This is a genomic window from Clavibacter sp. VKM Ac-2872, from assembly GCF_015351105.1.
Taxonomy (GTDB): Bacteria; Actinomycetota; Actinomycetes; order Actinomycetales; family Microbacteriaceae; genus Clavibacter.
This window is the reverse complement of the sequence record NZ_JADKRR010000001.1, coordinates 2,126,068-2,140,563: the sequence shown is the minus strand read 5'-3', so window position 1 is coordinate 2,140,563 and position 14,496 is coordinate 2,126,068. Positions and strand designations below refer to the sequence as shown.

Annotated in this window: 13 protein-coding genes; 8 read left to right on the top strand and 5 right to left on the bottom strand. The window is 73.2% G+C overall.

From position 1 onward, the window contains the following. Positions 1-42 precede the first annotated feature (42 nt). A complete protein-coding gene (locus ITJ40_RS10085; protein WP_194666868.1) occupies positions 43-249 on the bottom strand; it encodes a hypothetical protein in 207 nt (68 codons plus the stop codon). 360 nt (positions 250-609) lie between these two features. Here ITJ40_RS10085 and ITJ40_RS17445 point away from each other — a divergent pair, with 360 nt between their 5' ends. The 5 genes from ITJ40_RS17445 to ITJ40_RS10060 all read left to right on the top strand — a co-directional run bounded on the left by ITJ40_RS17445 (position 610) and on the right by ITJ40_RS10060 (position 4,986). Then, the gene (locus tag ITJ40_RS17445; RefSeq protein WP_228512320.1) at positions 610-1,746 is read left to right on the top strand and encodes a histidine kinase; all 1,137 of its coding nucleotides are present in this window, start codon (positions 610-612) and stop codon (positions 1,744-1,746) included. Further along, positions 1,743-2,417, top strand: a complete 675-nt coding sequence (locus ITJ40_RS10075) for a response regulator transcription factor (RefSeq protein WP_194666866.1) — start codon at positions 1,743-1,745, stop codon at positions 2,415-2,417. The genes ITJ40_RS17445 and ITJ40_RS10075 overlap by 4 nt, the downstream gene beginning before the upstream one ends. 168 nt (positions 2,418-2,585) lie before the next feature. Further along, the gene (locus ITJ40_RS10070; RefSeq protein WP_194666865.1) at positions 2,586-3,485 is read left to right on the top strand and encodes an ABC transporter ATP-binding protein; all 900 of its coding nucleotides are present in this window, start codon (positions 2,586-2,588) and stop codon (positions 3,483-3,485) included. Continuing rightward, positions 3,482-4,234, top strand: coding sequence for an ABC transporter permease (locus tag ITJ40_RS10065; protein ID WP_194666864.1), 753 nt, complete (start codon positions 3,482-3,484; stop codon positions 4,232-4,234). The genes ITJ40_RS10070 and ITJ40_RS10065 overlap by 4 nt, the downstream gene beginning before the upstream one ends. Positions 4,235-4,239: 5 nt before the next feature. Beyond that, a complete protein-coding gene (locus ITJ40_RS10060; protein WP_194666863.1) occupies positions 4,240-4,986 on the top strand; it encodes an ABC transporter permease in 747 nt (248 codons plus the stop codon). A 21-nt stretch (positions 4,987-5,007) separates the two neighbouring features. Here ITJ40_RS10060 and ITJ40_RS10055 read toward each other — a convergent pair whose 3' ends face one another. Beyond that, entirely contained in the window at positions 5,008-5,502 is a 495-nt protein-coding gene (locus tag ITJ40_RS10055; RefSeq protein WP_194666862.1) for a GNAT family N-acetyltransferase, read from the bottom strand. A 189-nt stretch (positions 5,503-5,691) separates the two neighbouring features. On the opposite strand from ITJ40_RS10055, the gene betT reads away from it, so the two are divergent. The 3 genes from betT to ITJ40_RS10040 are packed head-to-tail and all read left to right on the top strand — an operon-like array spanning position 5,692 to position 10,906. After that, positions 5,692-7,803, top strand: coding sequence for a choline BCCT transporter BetT (betT, locus tag ITJ40_RS10050; RefSeq protein ID WP_228511907.1), 2,112 nt, complete (start codon positions 5,692-5,694; stop codon positions 7,801-7,803). Continuing rightward, the gene (locus ITJ40_RS10045; RefSeq protein WP_194666861.1) at positions 7,800-9,296 is read left to right on the top strand and encodes an aldehyde dehydrogenase family protein; all 1,497 of its coding nucleotides are present in this window, start codon (positions 7,800-7,802) and stop codon (positions 9,294-9,296) included. Before betT ends, ITJ40_RS10045 begins: the two co-directional genes overlap by 4 nt. Positions 9,297-9,316: 20 nt before the next feature. Then, positions 9,317-10,906, top strand: coding sequence for a GMC family oxidoreductase (locus ITJ40_RS10040; RefSeq protein WP_194666860.1), 1,590 nt, complete (start codon positions 9,317-9,319; stop codon positions 10,904-10,906). Positions 10,907-10,925: 19 nt separating this feature from the next. Here the strand turns inward: ITJ40_RS10040 and ITJ40_RS10035 are convergent, their stop codons facing one another. From ITJ40_RS10035 to ITJ40_RS10025, 3 genes are all read right to left on the bottom strand, one after another. Then, positions 10,926-11,939, bottom strand: a complete 1,014-nt coding sequence (locus ITJ40_RS10035; protein WP_194666859.1) for a serine protease — start codon at positions 11,937-11,939, stop codon at positions 10,926-10,928. Between the two features lie 100 nt (positions 11,940-12,039). Continuing rightward, positions 12,040-12,990 (bottom strand): serine protease, encoded by a 951-nt coding sequence (locus ITJ40_RS10030; RefSeq protein WP_194666858.1) that lies wholly within the window; start codon positions 12,988-12,990, stop codon positions 12,040-12,042. Between the two features lie 106 nt (positions 12,991-13,096). Further along, positions 13,097-14,476: an MFS transporter gene (locus tag ITJ40_RS10025; protein WP_228511905.1), complete on the bottom strand. Its 1,380-nt coding sequence runs from the start codon at positions 14,474-14,476 to the stop codon at positions 13,097-13,099. Between the last annotated feature and the right edge of the window lie 20 nt (positions 14,477-14,496).

The following is a 14,496-nucleotide window of genomic DNA, read 5'->3' as shown; positions in this document are numbered from 1 at the left end:
CGGGCCGCGCGTGGAGCGCGGCCCGTCCGGGGAGGGCGTCCGTCAGCGACACGCGCAGATGAACGTCCCGCATTCGATGGTGAGCGTGCAGAGCCAGCCGCTGCTGGCCATGTACGGGCTCACGACGCGACGGAACTCCGCGTCGATCTGGGTCTGGACGGAGGGGCTGGTCTCGTCGCCCGCGTCGAGGAGCATGTCCCACCGGGGGCTGACCATGACGGGAGGCTCCGTCTCGAGGATGTCGTTCATCGTGTTCCACCTGTGTTCCTGTTGTCGCGCATGGATCCCAGCCGGTCGGCCCGGACCGTCGTGGTGCGAGCCGCACCCATCCCGATGGCCCGTGGGCCCTCACAGGTTCGACTTGCCCCGGGGGATCGCGGATCCGCGCGCCTCGGCCGGTGCGGCGTCGACGCGCAGCCCGTGCGCGATCCCTCCTGAGCACGATCTCAGCGGCGTCCGTCCGAGCGCATCGTGCGACCCGGTGACATCCGGGGCCGCGTCCTCCCCCCATCGTCGGAGGCCGCGACCGGGACGACCCGTGGACGGGGGGGCGACGGGAGGGCCTCCGCCGGCGATCGGGCGTGCGCTCGCCGCTAGCCTGAGGACGTGATGCGACGGGGGAGTCCGCGTGCGCACGTCGACCGGGTCGTCGCGGGCGCTGCCGTCGTCCTGTGCGCCGTCATGGGCGTCCTCGGCCAGCCCGACTGGATCTGGTCCTCCCTCATGGCGCTGACGCTCGCGGTGCGCCACGCACGGCCCGTCGTCGCCGCGCTGCTGGCCACGGCGATCTCGTCGGCGCACATGCTGGTGACGAGCTCGCTGCTGTTCCCGGGCGACGTGGTGCTCCTGGTGGCCGCCTACTCCGTGTCCGCGCACGCCGCCGACCGGTTCCGGCACGCGGGCCTCGCCCTCGGCGCCTGCTTCGTGGTCGTCCTCGCCGCGCGCACCCTCACCGGCGGGGAGCTGGGCTCCACGGGATCCGTCGGCATGGTCATCGCGCTCGTGTCCGTGAGCTTCGCGATCGCGTGGGCGGCGGGTCTGCTCGAGCGGCGCCGGACCGAGGCCGTGCGCACCGCCGAGCTCCGGACGATGCTGTCCGAACGCGACGCGGACGCGCGGACGCGCATCGCCGCCTACGAGGAGCGCGAGCGCATCAGCGACGACATGCACGACGTGCTGGCGCACACGCTGACCAGCGTCATCGTCCAGGCGGAGAGCGGCCGGGCGACCGCGCCGAGCCCCGAGGTGTCCCGCATGTTCCGCACCATCTCCGAGACCAGCCGCGCCGCCCTGCACGAGGTGCGGGGGCTCCTGGCCCCCACGGAGGCCGACGCCGACGTCCGTCCCGTCCCCGGCTGGGACGACGTCGACGCCCTCGTCGAGGGCTTCCGCGGCTCCGGCCTCCGCATCGAGAGGCAGGACGCGGGCACACCGCGTCCCCTCCTGCCGGGCGTGGGATCCGCCGTCTACCGGGTCGTGCAGGAATCCCTGACGAACGCGTTGCGGCACGGCGCGGGCGCCCCCGCGCGCCTCCGCGTCGAGTGGTCGCCCGACGCGCTCGCGGTGTCCGTCGCCAACGCCGTGGGACGCGACCTGCGGGGACGCCCCGTGCAGGAGCACCGGGGCCTCGCCGCGATCCGCCGCCGCTGCGCCCTCCACGGCGGCCAGGCCCGGTACGCGTGCGGCGACGAGTTCGTCGTGCAGGCGCGGTGGCCGACCGCGCCGCTCGGCGGGAGCTCCCCGTGAGCGACGCGCCCGCGCTCATCCGCGTCGTCGTGGTCGACGACCAGTCCCTGGTGCGGGACGGATTCGCGCGCATCGTGGACGCGCAGCCGGACATGGCCGCGGTCGGGGTCTGCGCGGACGGCGAGCAGGCCGTCGCGCGCGTCGCCGAGCTCCGCCCGGACGTGGTGCTCATGGACGTCCGCATGCCCGTCCTCGACGGCATCGAGGCGACCCGCCGGCTCGTGGCGGGCGGGCACGCCGCGGGCACGCGCATCCTGGGGCTCACCACCCACGACACGGACGCCTACGCCCTGCGGATGCTGCGCGCCGGGGCCGTGGGCTTCCTGCTGAAGGACAGCACCGCCGTGCAGCTGGTCGACGCGATCCGCTCCGTCCACAACGGCACGTTCGCCGCATCGATGAGCACCACGCAGCGCCTCCTCGACCGGCTGGCGGCGGAGGAGGCGGCGCAGACCGACCCGGACACCGCCGCGCTCGACGTCCTGACCGACCGGGAGCGGGTCGTGTTCACGCGGCTCGTCACGGGCGCGTCCAACCCGGAGATCGCCCGCGACCTGTCCATCGCGGAGGTCACGGTGAAGACGCACGTCGGGCACATCCTCACCAAGCTCGCCGTGCGCGACCGCGTCCACCTGGTGATCTGGGCGCACCGGCGGGGCCTCGCCGCCTGACCGCTCCGGCGCGAGCCCGCGAGCCCGCGAGGCACCGGTCCCGCGGTCCCGCCGACCTCTCCTCCCATCGCAGGAGAGGCGACCGGGCGGGACCGGCCCACGGCACGATGCGCCCGCGCACCGGCCGGCCGAGGATGGGGGCATGCCGACCACGACACCCCCGCGCCGATGAGCGCCGTCATCGCCACCCGCGGGCTCACCAAGCGGTTCCGGGATCACGTCGCCGTCGATGCGCTCGACATCGCGGTGCCGCAGGGGTCCGTGTACGGGTTCCTCGGGCCCAACGGCTCCGGCAAGTCCACGACCATGAAGATGCTGCTCGGGCTCACGCAGCCCACGTCGGGGGAGATCCACCTGTTCGGCCAGCGGCTGACGCCGGCGACCCGCGGCGGGCTCCTGCCGTCCATCGGCTCCATGATCGAGGCACCCGCGGGCTACGGCCACCTCACGGGGTGGGAGAACATGCGGATCGTGCGCGACATGCTCGGGCTCGCGGAGGCGCAGGTGGAGCGGGCGTTCGCCACCGTGCGGCTCACGCAGCACCGCGACAAGCTGGTGCGCCGGTACTCGCTCGGCATGAAGCAGCGCCTCGGGATCGCCATGGCCCTCGCCCGCGACCCCTCCCTGCTCGTCCTCGACGAGCCCACCAACGGGCTGGATCCGGCGGGCATCGAGGAGGTCCGCTCCCTCCTCATGGACCTGGCCGGCCAGGGCATCACCGTGATGGTCTCCAGCCACCTGCTCGACGAGATCGAGAAGATGGCGGGCGTGCTCGGCATCCTGTCCGAGGGCCGGATGATCTTCCAGGGCACGCGCGCCGAGCTGTTCGAGCACTCGATCCCCGATCTCGTCATCGAGACGTCGGCGCCGGACCTGGCCATGGCGGTGGTCGCGGGTGCGGCCAGGATCCCGGAGGGGATCCGGCTCACCGCCCGATCCCAGGACGAGACCGCCGACATCGTGCGCCGGCTCGTGGCGGCCGACGTACCCGTGCACGAGGTGCGGCGGCTCCCGCAGAGCCTGGAGGACGTGTTCATGGACATCACCGGGCGCGGGGGGCAGCTGTGAGGCGCGCCGTCGCGATCGAGTTCCGGAAGATGCACCGGCTGCGCTCGCTCCCGCTGCTCATCGGCATGGTCGTCGCCGTCGCCGCCCTGAGCTCGGCGTCGCAGTTCGCGGGCAGCACGCGCGCGGGCTTCGACGATCCCGGCGCCCGCCCCTGGGCCGCGCTGCTGCTCGGGTACACGCTCATGGCGGCGATGACCTCGCCCATCCTCACGGCCGTGATCGCGAGCCGCCAGACCGACATCGAGCACCAGGCGGGCGGGTGGATCCTCGCGGCGGGCGCGGGACGCACGGCCGGCGAGCTCTGCCGCGCCAAGCTCGTGGCCCTGGCGGTGCTCCTCGTCCCCGCCGTGCTGATCCAGTCGCTCCTCGTGGTCGCGGCCGGGTACGCCGCCGGGATCCGGGTGCCCGTCGAGGTAGGGCCCTGGGCGCTCTACACGCTCCTGCTCTACCTGGTCGACGTGGCGTTCTGCGCGCTGCACGTCTGGCTCGCGGCACGCGTGGAGAACCAGCTCATCAGCGTGGGCGTCGGGATGCTGGGCGCCTTCCTCGCCGTCTTCTCCCTCCTGCTCCCGTCCATCGCCAGCCGCGCCATCCCGTGGGGCTACTACGCCGTCATCTCGCAGGCCGGCCAGTCGGACGCGGGCGTGGACTACGTCGCCTCCCCGCTCGGGTGGATCGCCGGCTTCCTCGTCGTGGTCGCGGCGGCCTTCGCCCTCGCGACCGTCCGACTCGACCGCGTGGAGAGGTGACGGGCGTGTTCCGAGCAGAGGCCGTGAAGCTCAAGCGCTCCAGCATCTGGATCATCGCCGTGCTGCTGCCGCTCCTGGCCGTCGTCACCGGCACCATCAACCTGGCGAACAACACGCAGACCCTCGACTCCGGGTGGGCGTCGTTCACCTCGCAGGTGGTGCTGTTCTACGGGCTGCTGTTCTACTCGATGGGCATCAGCCTGCTCGCGGCGGCCATCTGGCGCGTCGAGCACCGCGGCACCAACTGGAACGCCCTGCTGACGACGACCGCGCGTCCGATCCGGCTCGTGCTGGCGAAGATCGTGGCGATCCTGGTGCCGGTGGCGCTGATGCAGGCGGTGCTCGTCGGCGGCACGGCGGTCTCCGGGCTGTTCGTGCTCCGGCTGGACGGTCCGTTCCCCGTCGCGTTCCTCCTCGTCGGGCTGGTCGCGACCGTGGCGGCGCTGCCCCTCATCGCCGTCCAGTCGCTGCTGTCGCTGCTGCTGCGCTCCTTCGCGGCGCCGGTCGCGCTCTGCCTGGTCGGATGCGTGGCGGGCGTCGCCGCCGTGACCTCGACGGCCCTGCGTCCGCTGGCGGAGGTGCTGCCGCAGGCGATCAACACCCGGGCGCTGAACTTGGGGTCGACGGCGATCGCGGGATCCGGGGGGCTCACGGCGGCGGACACCCTGCCGCTCCTCGGGACCAGCCTGGTCCTCGGCGCGCTGGCCGTCCTCCTCACGCTCGCGGCGATCCGCGTGGTCAAGCTGCGCTGAGCGCCGCGTCGCCCTCGACCCTCATCGCACCATCCGCACCGTGACCATCTCGGCTCCCTGGTACACCTGCCGCTCCACGCCGCCGTCGCGCGCGAACCCGTTCCGGCGGTAGAACGCCGCCGCGCGGGGGTTGTCGTCGGCGGCCCAGAGGTAGGCGGGGGAGTCGCCGACGGCCGCGTCGAACAGGGCCTGGCCGGCGCCCGAGCCGTGGGCCGACGCGACCATGTTGATCGCGTAGAGCTGGAACGGGCGCGGCGGATCCTCGTCGCGCGCCGGTCCCGCGAGGGCGAAGCCGACGATGCGGTCGCCGTCGAGGGCGACGAAGACCGGCGTCCCGGCGGATCCCTCCGTCAGCGTGCGACGCCAGTCCTCGGCGCGCGCCGCGACGTCGAGACCGGCGAGGTACGCGGCCGGGAGCAGATGCGCGTACGTCTCCTGCCAGGTACGGATGTGGACCTCGGCGATCCCGTCGGCGTCGTCGGGCACGGCGGGGCGGACGGTCACGGGCGCGGTCATCCCGCCACGATACGGGGCGGCCGGAGCGGCCCGGTCCCGCCCCACGCGCCCGCGCGCGGACCCTACCGCAGGCGCGATCCGGCTTGCGGCCGGGGGAGGGCCCCTCGCTAGGGTGGGCGCGCACCCGGTGTGGTCCGTGAGACCCCGGGTGCCGACCGAAGCCTCATTCCCCTCCCAGCGAAGGACGCGATGAGTACTCGCACACCCCTGCCCGCTTCCGCCCCCGACACCGTGGGCCCCGTCGTCGACGGCGCGCCGCCCGGCCGCCCCCGCCTCAACAAGCCCGTGTTCTTCGGCTCCGCCCTCGGCATCATCGCCATCGTCGCCTGGGCCTCCCTCGCCCCGACCGCCGCCGCCGACGCGATCGGCGCCGCCGTCGCCTGGGTCTCGGAGAGCTTCGGCTGGTACTACATCGCCGTCGTCACGCTGGTCGTGGGCTTCGTGGTCGTCGTGGCGGCCTCCCGCGCCGGCCGCACGCGCCTCGGGCCCGACGACTCCCGGCCCGCGTTCAACTACTTCACCTGGTCGGCGATGCTCTTCGCCGCGGGCATCGGCATCGACCTGATGTTCTTCTCCGTCTCGGAGCCCGTCACCCAGTACCTCGCCCCGCCCACCGGCGACGGGTCCACCGTCGAGGCCGCGCGGCAGGCCATGGTGCTCACGCTCTTCCACTACGGCCTCACCGGCTGGGCGCTCTACGCGCTCATGGGCATGGCGTTCGGCTACTTCGCCTACCGCCACAACCTGCCGCTGAGCATCCGCGCCGCCCTCCACCCGATCTTCGGCGCGCGCATCCACGGGTGGATCGGCCACCTCGTCGACATCGCCGCCGTCCTCGGCACGATCTTCGGCATCGCGACCACGCTCGGCATCGGCGTCGCGCAGCTCAACTACGGGATCGACTTCATGTTCGGGATCCCGGAGGACCTGGCCGTGCAGGCGGGCCTCATCGCCCTGTCCGTGATCATGGCCGCGGTCTCGGTGCTCACGGGGGTCGAGAAGGGGATCCGGCGCCTGTCGGAGCTCAACGTGCTCTGCTCCATCGCGCTCATGCTCTTCGTGCTCTTCGCGGGCCGCACGAGCTTCCTCATGGACGCGATCGTGCAGAACGTCGGCGACGTGCTCAGCCGCTTCCCCGCCATGACGCTCGAGACCTTCGCCTACGACCGCCCCGACGCGTGGCTCAGCAGCTGGACCCTCTTCTTCTGGGCCTGGTGGATCGCGTGGGCGCCGTTCGTGGGCCTGTTCCTCGCCCGCATCTCCCGCGGCCGCACCATCCGCGAGTTCGTCATCGGCACGATGGTGGTCCCGTTCGCCTTCATCCTGCTGTGGATCTCCATCTTCGGGAACAGCGCCCTCGACCTCGTCATGGGCGGCGACAGCGCGTTCGGCGCCGTCGCGATGGACACCCCGGAGCGCGCGTTCTACTCGCTCCTCGCCGAGTACCCGGGGGTGCCGCTCACGGCCGCCGTCGCGACCTTCACGGGGCTCCTCTTCTACGTCACCTCCGCCGACTCCGACGCGCTCGTCATGGCGAACCTCACCTCGCACCTGCCCGACGCCGACACCGACGGACCCAAGTGGCTGCGCCTGTTCTGGGCCGTCGCCACCGGCGCGCTCACGCTCGTGATGCTCGCGGTCGGCGGCGTGCCGACCCTGCAGAGCGCGACCGTGGTGATGGGGCTGCCGTTCTCGGTGGTGCTGCTGCTCATCATGCTCGGGCTCTACAAGGCCCTGAAGGTGGAGGGATCCCTCGCCCAGAGCTACCGGTCGAGCCTGCCGGGCATCCTGTCGGGCCGCTCCGGCGACGCGGGACGCGGACGCAGCTGGCGCCAGCGGCTCGCCCGCGCGATGACCTACCCGGATCGCGACCGCGCGCAGCGCTTCGCCCGGGACGTGGCGCTGCCCGCGCTCACCGAAGTGCACGACGAGCTCATCGTGCAGGGCGCCGGCGTGCGCCTCGTCGAGGGCCAGCACCGGGAGCACGGCATCTGCGAGCTGGAGCTCGAGGTGTCCATGGGCGAGGGGCGCGACTTCCGCTACGCCATCCGGCCGGTGCGCTACGAGACGCCCACCTACGCGCCGCACGCGGCGGCCGGGGCGGAGCGCTTCTACTACCGCATGGAGGTGTTCTCGCTGGAGGGCAGCCGCGGCTACGACGTCCTCGACTACACGCGCGAGCAGGTGATCGCCGACGTCCTCGACCACTACGAGACCCACCTCGAGTTCCTCCACCTCAACCGCGACGACCCGGGCAGCACCGTCGTCGTCGTCCCCGACCAGCCCGAGAGGACCGCATGACCACCCAGCACCCCACGGAGGCGCCCGCCTCCCTGTTCATCGACGGCACCTGGCAGCCCGCCGCGGACGGCGCGACGCGCGAGATCCGCTGCCCGGCGGACGGATCCCTCGTCGGGCTCGTCTCCGAGGCGGGCACCGCCGACGTCGAGCGCGCGATCGCGAGCGCCCGCGCCGCGTTCGACGGCGGCGCCTGGGCGCGCACCCCCGCGCCCGAGCGCGGCGACCTCCTCCTCCGCGTGGCCGACGGCCTCGTCGAGCGGAAGGCGGAGTTCGCCCGCGCCGAGACCCTCGACACCGGCAAGCGCCTGGTGGAGAGCGAGATCGACATGGACGACATCGCCGCCTGCTTCCGGTACTTCGGCAAGCTCGCGGGCCAGGACGCCGGCCGCGTCGTCGACGCGGGCGACCCCGACGTCGTGAGCCGCATCGTCCACGAGCCCGTCGGCGTGTGCGGCCTCATCGCGCCGTGGAACTACCCGCTGCTGCAGGCCGCGTGGAAGATCGCGCCCGCGCTCGCCGCGGGCAACGCGTTCGTGCTCAAGCCCAGCGAGCTGACGCCGCACACCTCGATCCTCATGATGCGGCTCCTCGCCGACGTCGGCCTCCCCGCCGGCGTCGCCAACCTGGTGCTCGGCGCGGGCGCCGTCGCGGGCGCGCCGCTGTCGAGCCACCCCGACGTGGACATGGTCTCGTTCACGGGCGGCCTCGCCACGGGACGCACCATCGCGGCGGCCGCGGCGGCGACCGTGAAGAAGGTCGCGCTGGAGCTGGGCGGCAAGAACCCCAACGTGGTGTTCGCCGACGCCGACTTCGACGCGGCCGTCGACAACGCCCTCAACGCCGCCTTCGTGCACTCCGGCCAGGTCTGCTCGGCGGGCGCGCGGCTCGTGGTGGAGGAGTCCGTCGCCGAGCGCTTCGTGGACGAGCTCGTGCGCCGGGCCGAGGGGATCCGCCTCGGCGGCCCGTTCGACCCCGACGCCGAGACCGGCCCGCTCATCTCGGCCGCGCACCGCGACAAGGTGCACGCGTACGTCGAGAAGGGGATCGCCGAGGGCGCGCGCCTCCGCACGGGCGGCGCGTTCGGCACGGGCGACCTCGAGGCCGGCTACTACTACCTGCCGACCGTGCTCGACCGGGTCGAGCGCGGCATGTCCGTGGTGGTCGACGAGGCCTTCGGACCCGTCGTCACGGTCGAGACGTTCCGCACGGAGGAGGAGGCGGTCGCCATCGCGAACGACACCGACTACGGGCTCGCGGGCGCGGTGTGGTCCCAGGACGCCGGGAAGGCGCAGCGGGTCGCGCAGGCGCTCCGCCACGGCACCATCTGGATCAACGACTTCCACCCCTACCTGCCGCAGGCGGAGTGGGGCGGCTTCGGGCAGTCCGGCGTCGGCCGCGAGCTCGGTCCGACCGGCCTCGCCGAGTACCAGGAGGCCAAGCACATCTACCAGAACACGCGCCCGCAGGTGACCGGATGGTTCCCGGCGCGATGAGCGACAGCAGGGGAGACGACATGACCGGCACCGAGTACGACTACGTGGTCGTCGGCGGGGGATCCGCCGGCGCGGCCGTCGCGGCCCGCCTCAGCGAGGATCCCGACATGCAGGTGGCCCTCATCGAGGCCGGCCCGCACGACAGGGACCTCGACGTGGTCCTCCGCCTCGACAGGTGGATGGAGCTGCTCGAGTCCGGCTACGACTGGGACTACCCCATCGAGGAGCAGGAGAACGGCAACTCCTTCATGCGGCACGCGCGCGCCAAGGTGCTCGGCGGCTGCTCGAGCCACAACTCGTGCATCGCGTTCTGGGCGCCGCGCGAGGACCTCGACGGCTGGGCGCACGAGCACGGCGCCACGGGCTGGCACGCCGACAGCACCTACCCGATCTACCAGCGGCTGGAGACGAACGAGGATCCGGAGCCGCACCACGGCCACGACGGCCCGGTGCACCTCATGAACGTGCCGCCGCGCGACCCGTCCGGCGTGGCGCTGCTGGACGCGTGCGAGCAGGCCGGGATCCCGCGCACGCGCTTCAACACCGGCCAGACCGTGCGGAACGGCGCCGGGTTCTTCCAGATCAACCGGCAGGCGGACGGCACGCGCGCGTCCTCGTCGGTCTCGTACCTGCACCCGATCGCCGACCGGCCGAACCTCACGGTGCTGACCGATCTCAAGGCGCGCGCGCTCGAGATCGACGACGACGACCGCTGCACGGGCGTGCAGGTCGTCGACAACGCGTTCGCGAGGACGCGCACCATCCGGGCGCGCCGCGAGGTCATCCTCTCGGCCGGCGCCATCGACTCGCCCAAGCTCCTCATGCTCTCGGGCATCGGCCCGAAGGCGCACCTCGAGGACCTCGGCATCCCCGTGCGCGTCGACGCGCCCGGCGTGGGCGAGAACCTGCAGGATCACCCCGAGGGCGTGATCCAGTGGGAGGCCAAGCGGCCCATGCCGACGGAGAGCACCCAGTGGTGGGAGATCGGCATCTTCGCGACCACCGAGGAGGGCCTCGACCGGCCGGACCTCATGTTCCACTACGGCTCGGTGCCCTTCGACATGCACACGGTGCGCCAGGGCTACCCGACGACGGAGAACGGCTTCTGCCTCACGCCGAACGTCACCCACGCGCGCTCGCGCGGCACGGTCCGGCTCCGCAGCCGCGACCACCGCGACAAGCCGCTCGTGGATCCGCGCTACCTCACCGACCCGCACGACATGCGCGTGCTCATCGCGGGGATCCGCCTCGCGCGCGAGATCGTGGCGCAGCCCGCGATGGCCGAGTGGGCGGGCCGGGAGCTGTACCCGGGCGTCGAGGCGCAGACCGACGAGGAGCTCGCGGACTACATCTCCCGCACGCACAACACCGTCTACCACCCGGCGGGCACCGTGCGGATGGGCGCGGTCGACGACGCGATGTCGCCGCTGGATCCGGAGCTGCGCGTCAAGGGCGTCACGGGTCTGCGGGTCGCCGACGCGTCGGTGATGCCCGAGCTCACGACCGTGAACCCGAACATCACGACGATGATGATCGGCGAGCGCTGCGCGGACCTCGTGAAGGCCGCGCGGGCCGACGATCGGGAGGACGCGCTGACGGCCGCGCGGTAGGGCATGCGGTGCGCGGGGATCAGCCCCGCGCCGCCGCGCTCCCCGTGTCGACCGCGGCGGCCAGGTCGTACGCCGTGTGCTCGTTCCCCTGCCAGATGGGACCGATGATGTGCGACGAGTCCTCGTACCGCGCATCCTCCTCGGCGTACTGCGCTCCCGTGGCCTCGTCGCCCGCGAAGATCGGCCCTCCGGACACGCCGCCCGTCATGTCGCACGGCAGGTTGATCGCCTGCGGGTCGGTCTCCGCGAAGCGGCCGGTGCACCGCTGGAGCGATTCCCCGTCGAAGCGGCCCTCCGCCGGGTACCCGTAGACGCTCCCCTCCTGGGTGAGCGACTGGTCGAAGAGCACGGGGGAGGCGCCGACGACGCTCTGGATGTCGTCGCCGTCGTCGTCGCGCGCCACCACCTCGAAGCCGACGTCGTCGGCCGCGTCGCCGTTGTCCTCGGTGAAGCCGCCCGCGACGTAGCCGCCCACGACCGGCCACGTCCCGTAGTCGCGCTCCCCGTCGTGGTACCCCGGCACGAAGACGGAGTCGGTGGCGAACGCCCCGTTCCCCGTCATGCAGTGCCCCGCGGTGGCGACCGTGGAGCGGTTGGCCGCCTCGACGACGTTCGCGCTGCAGGCGTAGCCCTGGCCGTTGAGCGTGTAGAACAGCCGGCCGATGTGCGACACGGGCGCGACCTGCTGGGCGACCGAGATCGGGCCGCTGCCGGCGGCGTCCTCCTGGCCCAGGTCGTCCGGGCGGGCGGCCGTGGTCGTGGATGCGGGAGCCTCGTCGCCGACGACGCGCGCGGCGGCCATCCGCTCGGGTGTCCAGTAGGCGACGGCCTGCGCGGCGTCGTCCGCGGATCCGAGCAGCGGCATCGACGCGGGCGCCTGGGCGGTCGTCGTGCCGGATGCCGGAGCCGCCGCGTCCGCCGCCCATGCGGACGGGGCGGTGCCCGCCAGGACCGCGGTCATGCAGGCGACGGAGACGGCGGAGAGCCGGAGAGCGGCGGAACGGCCGCGGTGCTGGGTCAGGTGCGTGCGCAAGGTGTGTCCTCTCGGAGGGGGATGACGGCGTCTGCCGTGCGCACCGACGGTAGTGAGCGGTGTCGCCGTTCCCGCGCGCGACTGCACAGCTCCCCGTGCGTCAGCCGAACATCCCCGGATCCGCCGATTCGGCGCTGCTGTACGCGGCGTGCACCCGGCTCTCCCACATGGGGCCGATGACGCGGGAGCCGGTCACCGGGCGGGCGTCCTCCACGGCGAACTGGGCGCCGTCCGGTCCGTCGCCCTCGAAGACGGGCCCGCCGGAGACGCCGCCGTTCATGTCGCAGTCCATCTGGAACTGGGTCGAGTAGTAGAACGCGACCCGGCCCACGCAGCGCTGCAGCGTCTGGCCGTCGAAGCGGCCGGCGGCGGGGTAGCCGTAGACGGATCCGGTCTCGTCGAAGGGCCGGTCGAAGGCGACCGGGCTGCCGCCGACGACGCTCTGGAGCGTGCGGCCGGAGTCGTCGGGGCGGGCGATGACGAACGCGGCGTCGGCGGCCTGGTCGGCGTTGTCCTCCTCCCACCCGGCCGTGATCGACTCGGCGACGATGGGCCACACCCCGTACGGGCCGGTGCCGTCCTCGTAGGCGGGGGTGAAGGCGAGGTCGCGCGTCCGGACGCCGTCCAGGCTCAGGCAGTGCGCGGCCGTGGAGATGGTGGATCCGTTCGTCGCCTGCACGACGTTGGCGCTGCACCAGAACGCCACCCCGCCGTTCGTGAAGTACAGCCGGCCGATGTGCGGGACCGGCGCCACCTGCTGGGCGACGGAGATCGTCGCGGCAGCCGAGGTCGCGACGGACTCCGCGGACCCGGACGCGCCGTCGAGCGGCGTCGCGGCGGCCATGCGCTCCGGCGTCCAGTACGCGGCGGCCTGATCCGGGGCGTCGACGGCCTCGAGCGCGGCGGCGGGGGCGGCCACCGCGGACGTCGGCGCGTCCGTCCGGTCGGCGGCCCAGGCGGCGGGAGCGGCGCAGACCGCGATGGTGGCGATGCCGGCGGCGGCGACCGCGGCGGATCGGATCGCGCGGGCGGTGCGGGCATGCAGCGGCATGGCTGTTCCTCTCGGAGCGGGATGGGGGACGGCCGGAGCCGTGGGCGCTCACGATAGGGATCCGGCCGGTTCCCCCGCGGCGGAACCGCACAGCGGGCCGGCGGGGTCAGCCCTCGCGTCGCCGGGCCGCGATCACCTCTCGCGCCGGGTCCTCCGCCGCGAGCGCCGCGGCGATCGTCAGGACCGCGTACAGGCCGATGTAGGCGCAGAGGATCCACGGGGATCCGCCGCCCCACTGCAGGAACAGCACCGCGAGCAGCGGCGTGAAGCCGACGGAGAAGATGCTGCCGACCTGGTAGCCCAGCGAGACGCCGCTGTAGCGGACGCCCGTCGGGAACTGCTCGGCGAACCACGCGGCCTGCGGCCCGTAGATCGAGTCGTGGAACACGTTCATGCCGAGCGCGAAGACGAGCGGCAGGAGCAGCAGCGGCCCCGAGTCGAGGAACGCGAAGAACGGCCAGATGAGGATCCCGATGCCGGCGGCGCTCGCGATCGTGAGGCGGCGGCGGCCGACGCGGTCGGAGATCCAGCCCCACAGGGGAGTGGTGAGCACGCTCAGCGCCGAGACGATGAGCACGGCCGTGAGCGCGCTACCCGAGTCGCCGCGCTTCTCGGCGAGGTAGGAGAGCGTGTAGACGGTGAGGATCGAGTAGAGCGCGGGCTGCACGAGGCGGAGGCCCGCGGTGATGAGCACCGCGCGCGGGTGCCTCCGCAGCACGACGCCGAGCGGGAAGCGCTCGACCTCGCCGGCGGCCGTGATGTCGCGGAACTCGGCGGCGTCCTCCACGCGGAGGCGGATCACGAGGCCGACGCCCACGAGCACCGCGCTGAGGAGGAACGGCAGCCGCCAGCCCCACGCGAGGAGCTGCTCCTCGCCGAGGGCGAAGCGGGTCGCGGCGAACACGCCGGTCGCGAGCAGCATGCCGCCCGCGGATCCCATCTGCGTGAACGCGCCGAACAGGCCGCGGCGGTGGGCGGGGGCGTGCTCGACGGACAGCAGCGCGGATCCGCCCCACTCGGCGCCCGCCGCGATGCCCTGCACGAGGCGCAGGAACACGAGGCCGACGACGCTCGCGAGGCCGATGGTCGCGTACGTCGGCAGGACGCCGATGAGGGTCGACGCGATCCCCATGAGCACGAGCGAGTAGACGAGCATGCGCTTCCGGCCGATCCGGTCGCCCAGGTGCCCGGCGACGATCCCCCCGATGGGCCGCGCGAGGAATCCGACCCCGTACGCGGCGAACGACGACAGCAGGCCGACCGCGGGCGTCTGGTTCGGGAAGAACTGGCTGCCGAACACGAGCGCGGACGCCGTGGCGTAGAGGTAGAAGTCGTAGTACTCGACGGTGGTGCCGATGAAGGACGCCGTGAGGACGCGGCGGCGGCGGCGGGAGACGTCGGCGGGGGCCTCGGCGGCCGGGTCCGGCGCGGGTGCGTCGGTCAGCGGGGTCGGGGTGGCGGATGCGGTGGGCGGGGCGGTGGTCATGGGTCTCCAGCGGTGCGGCT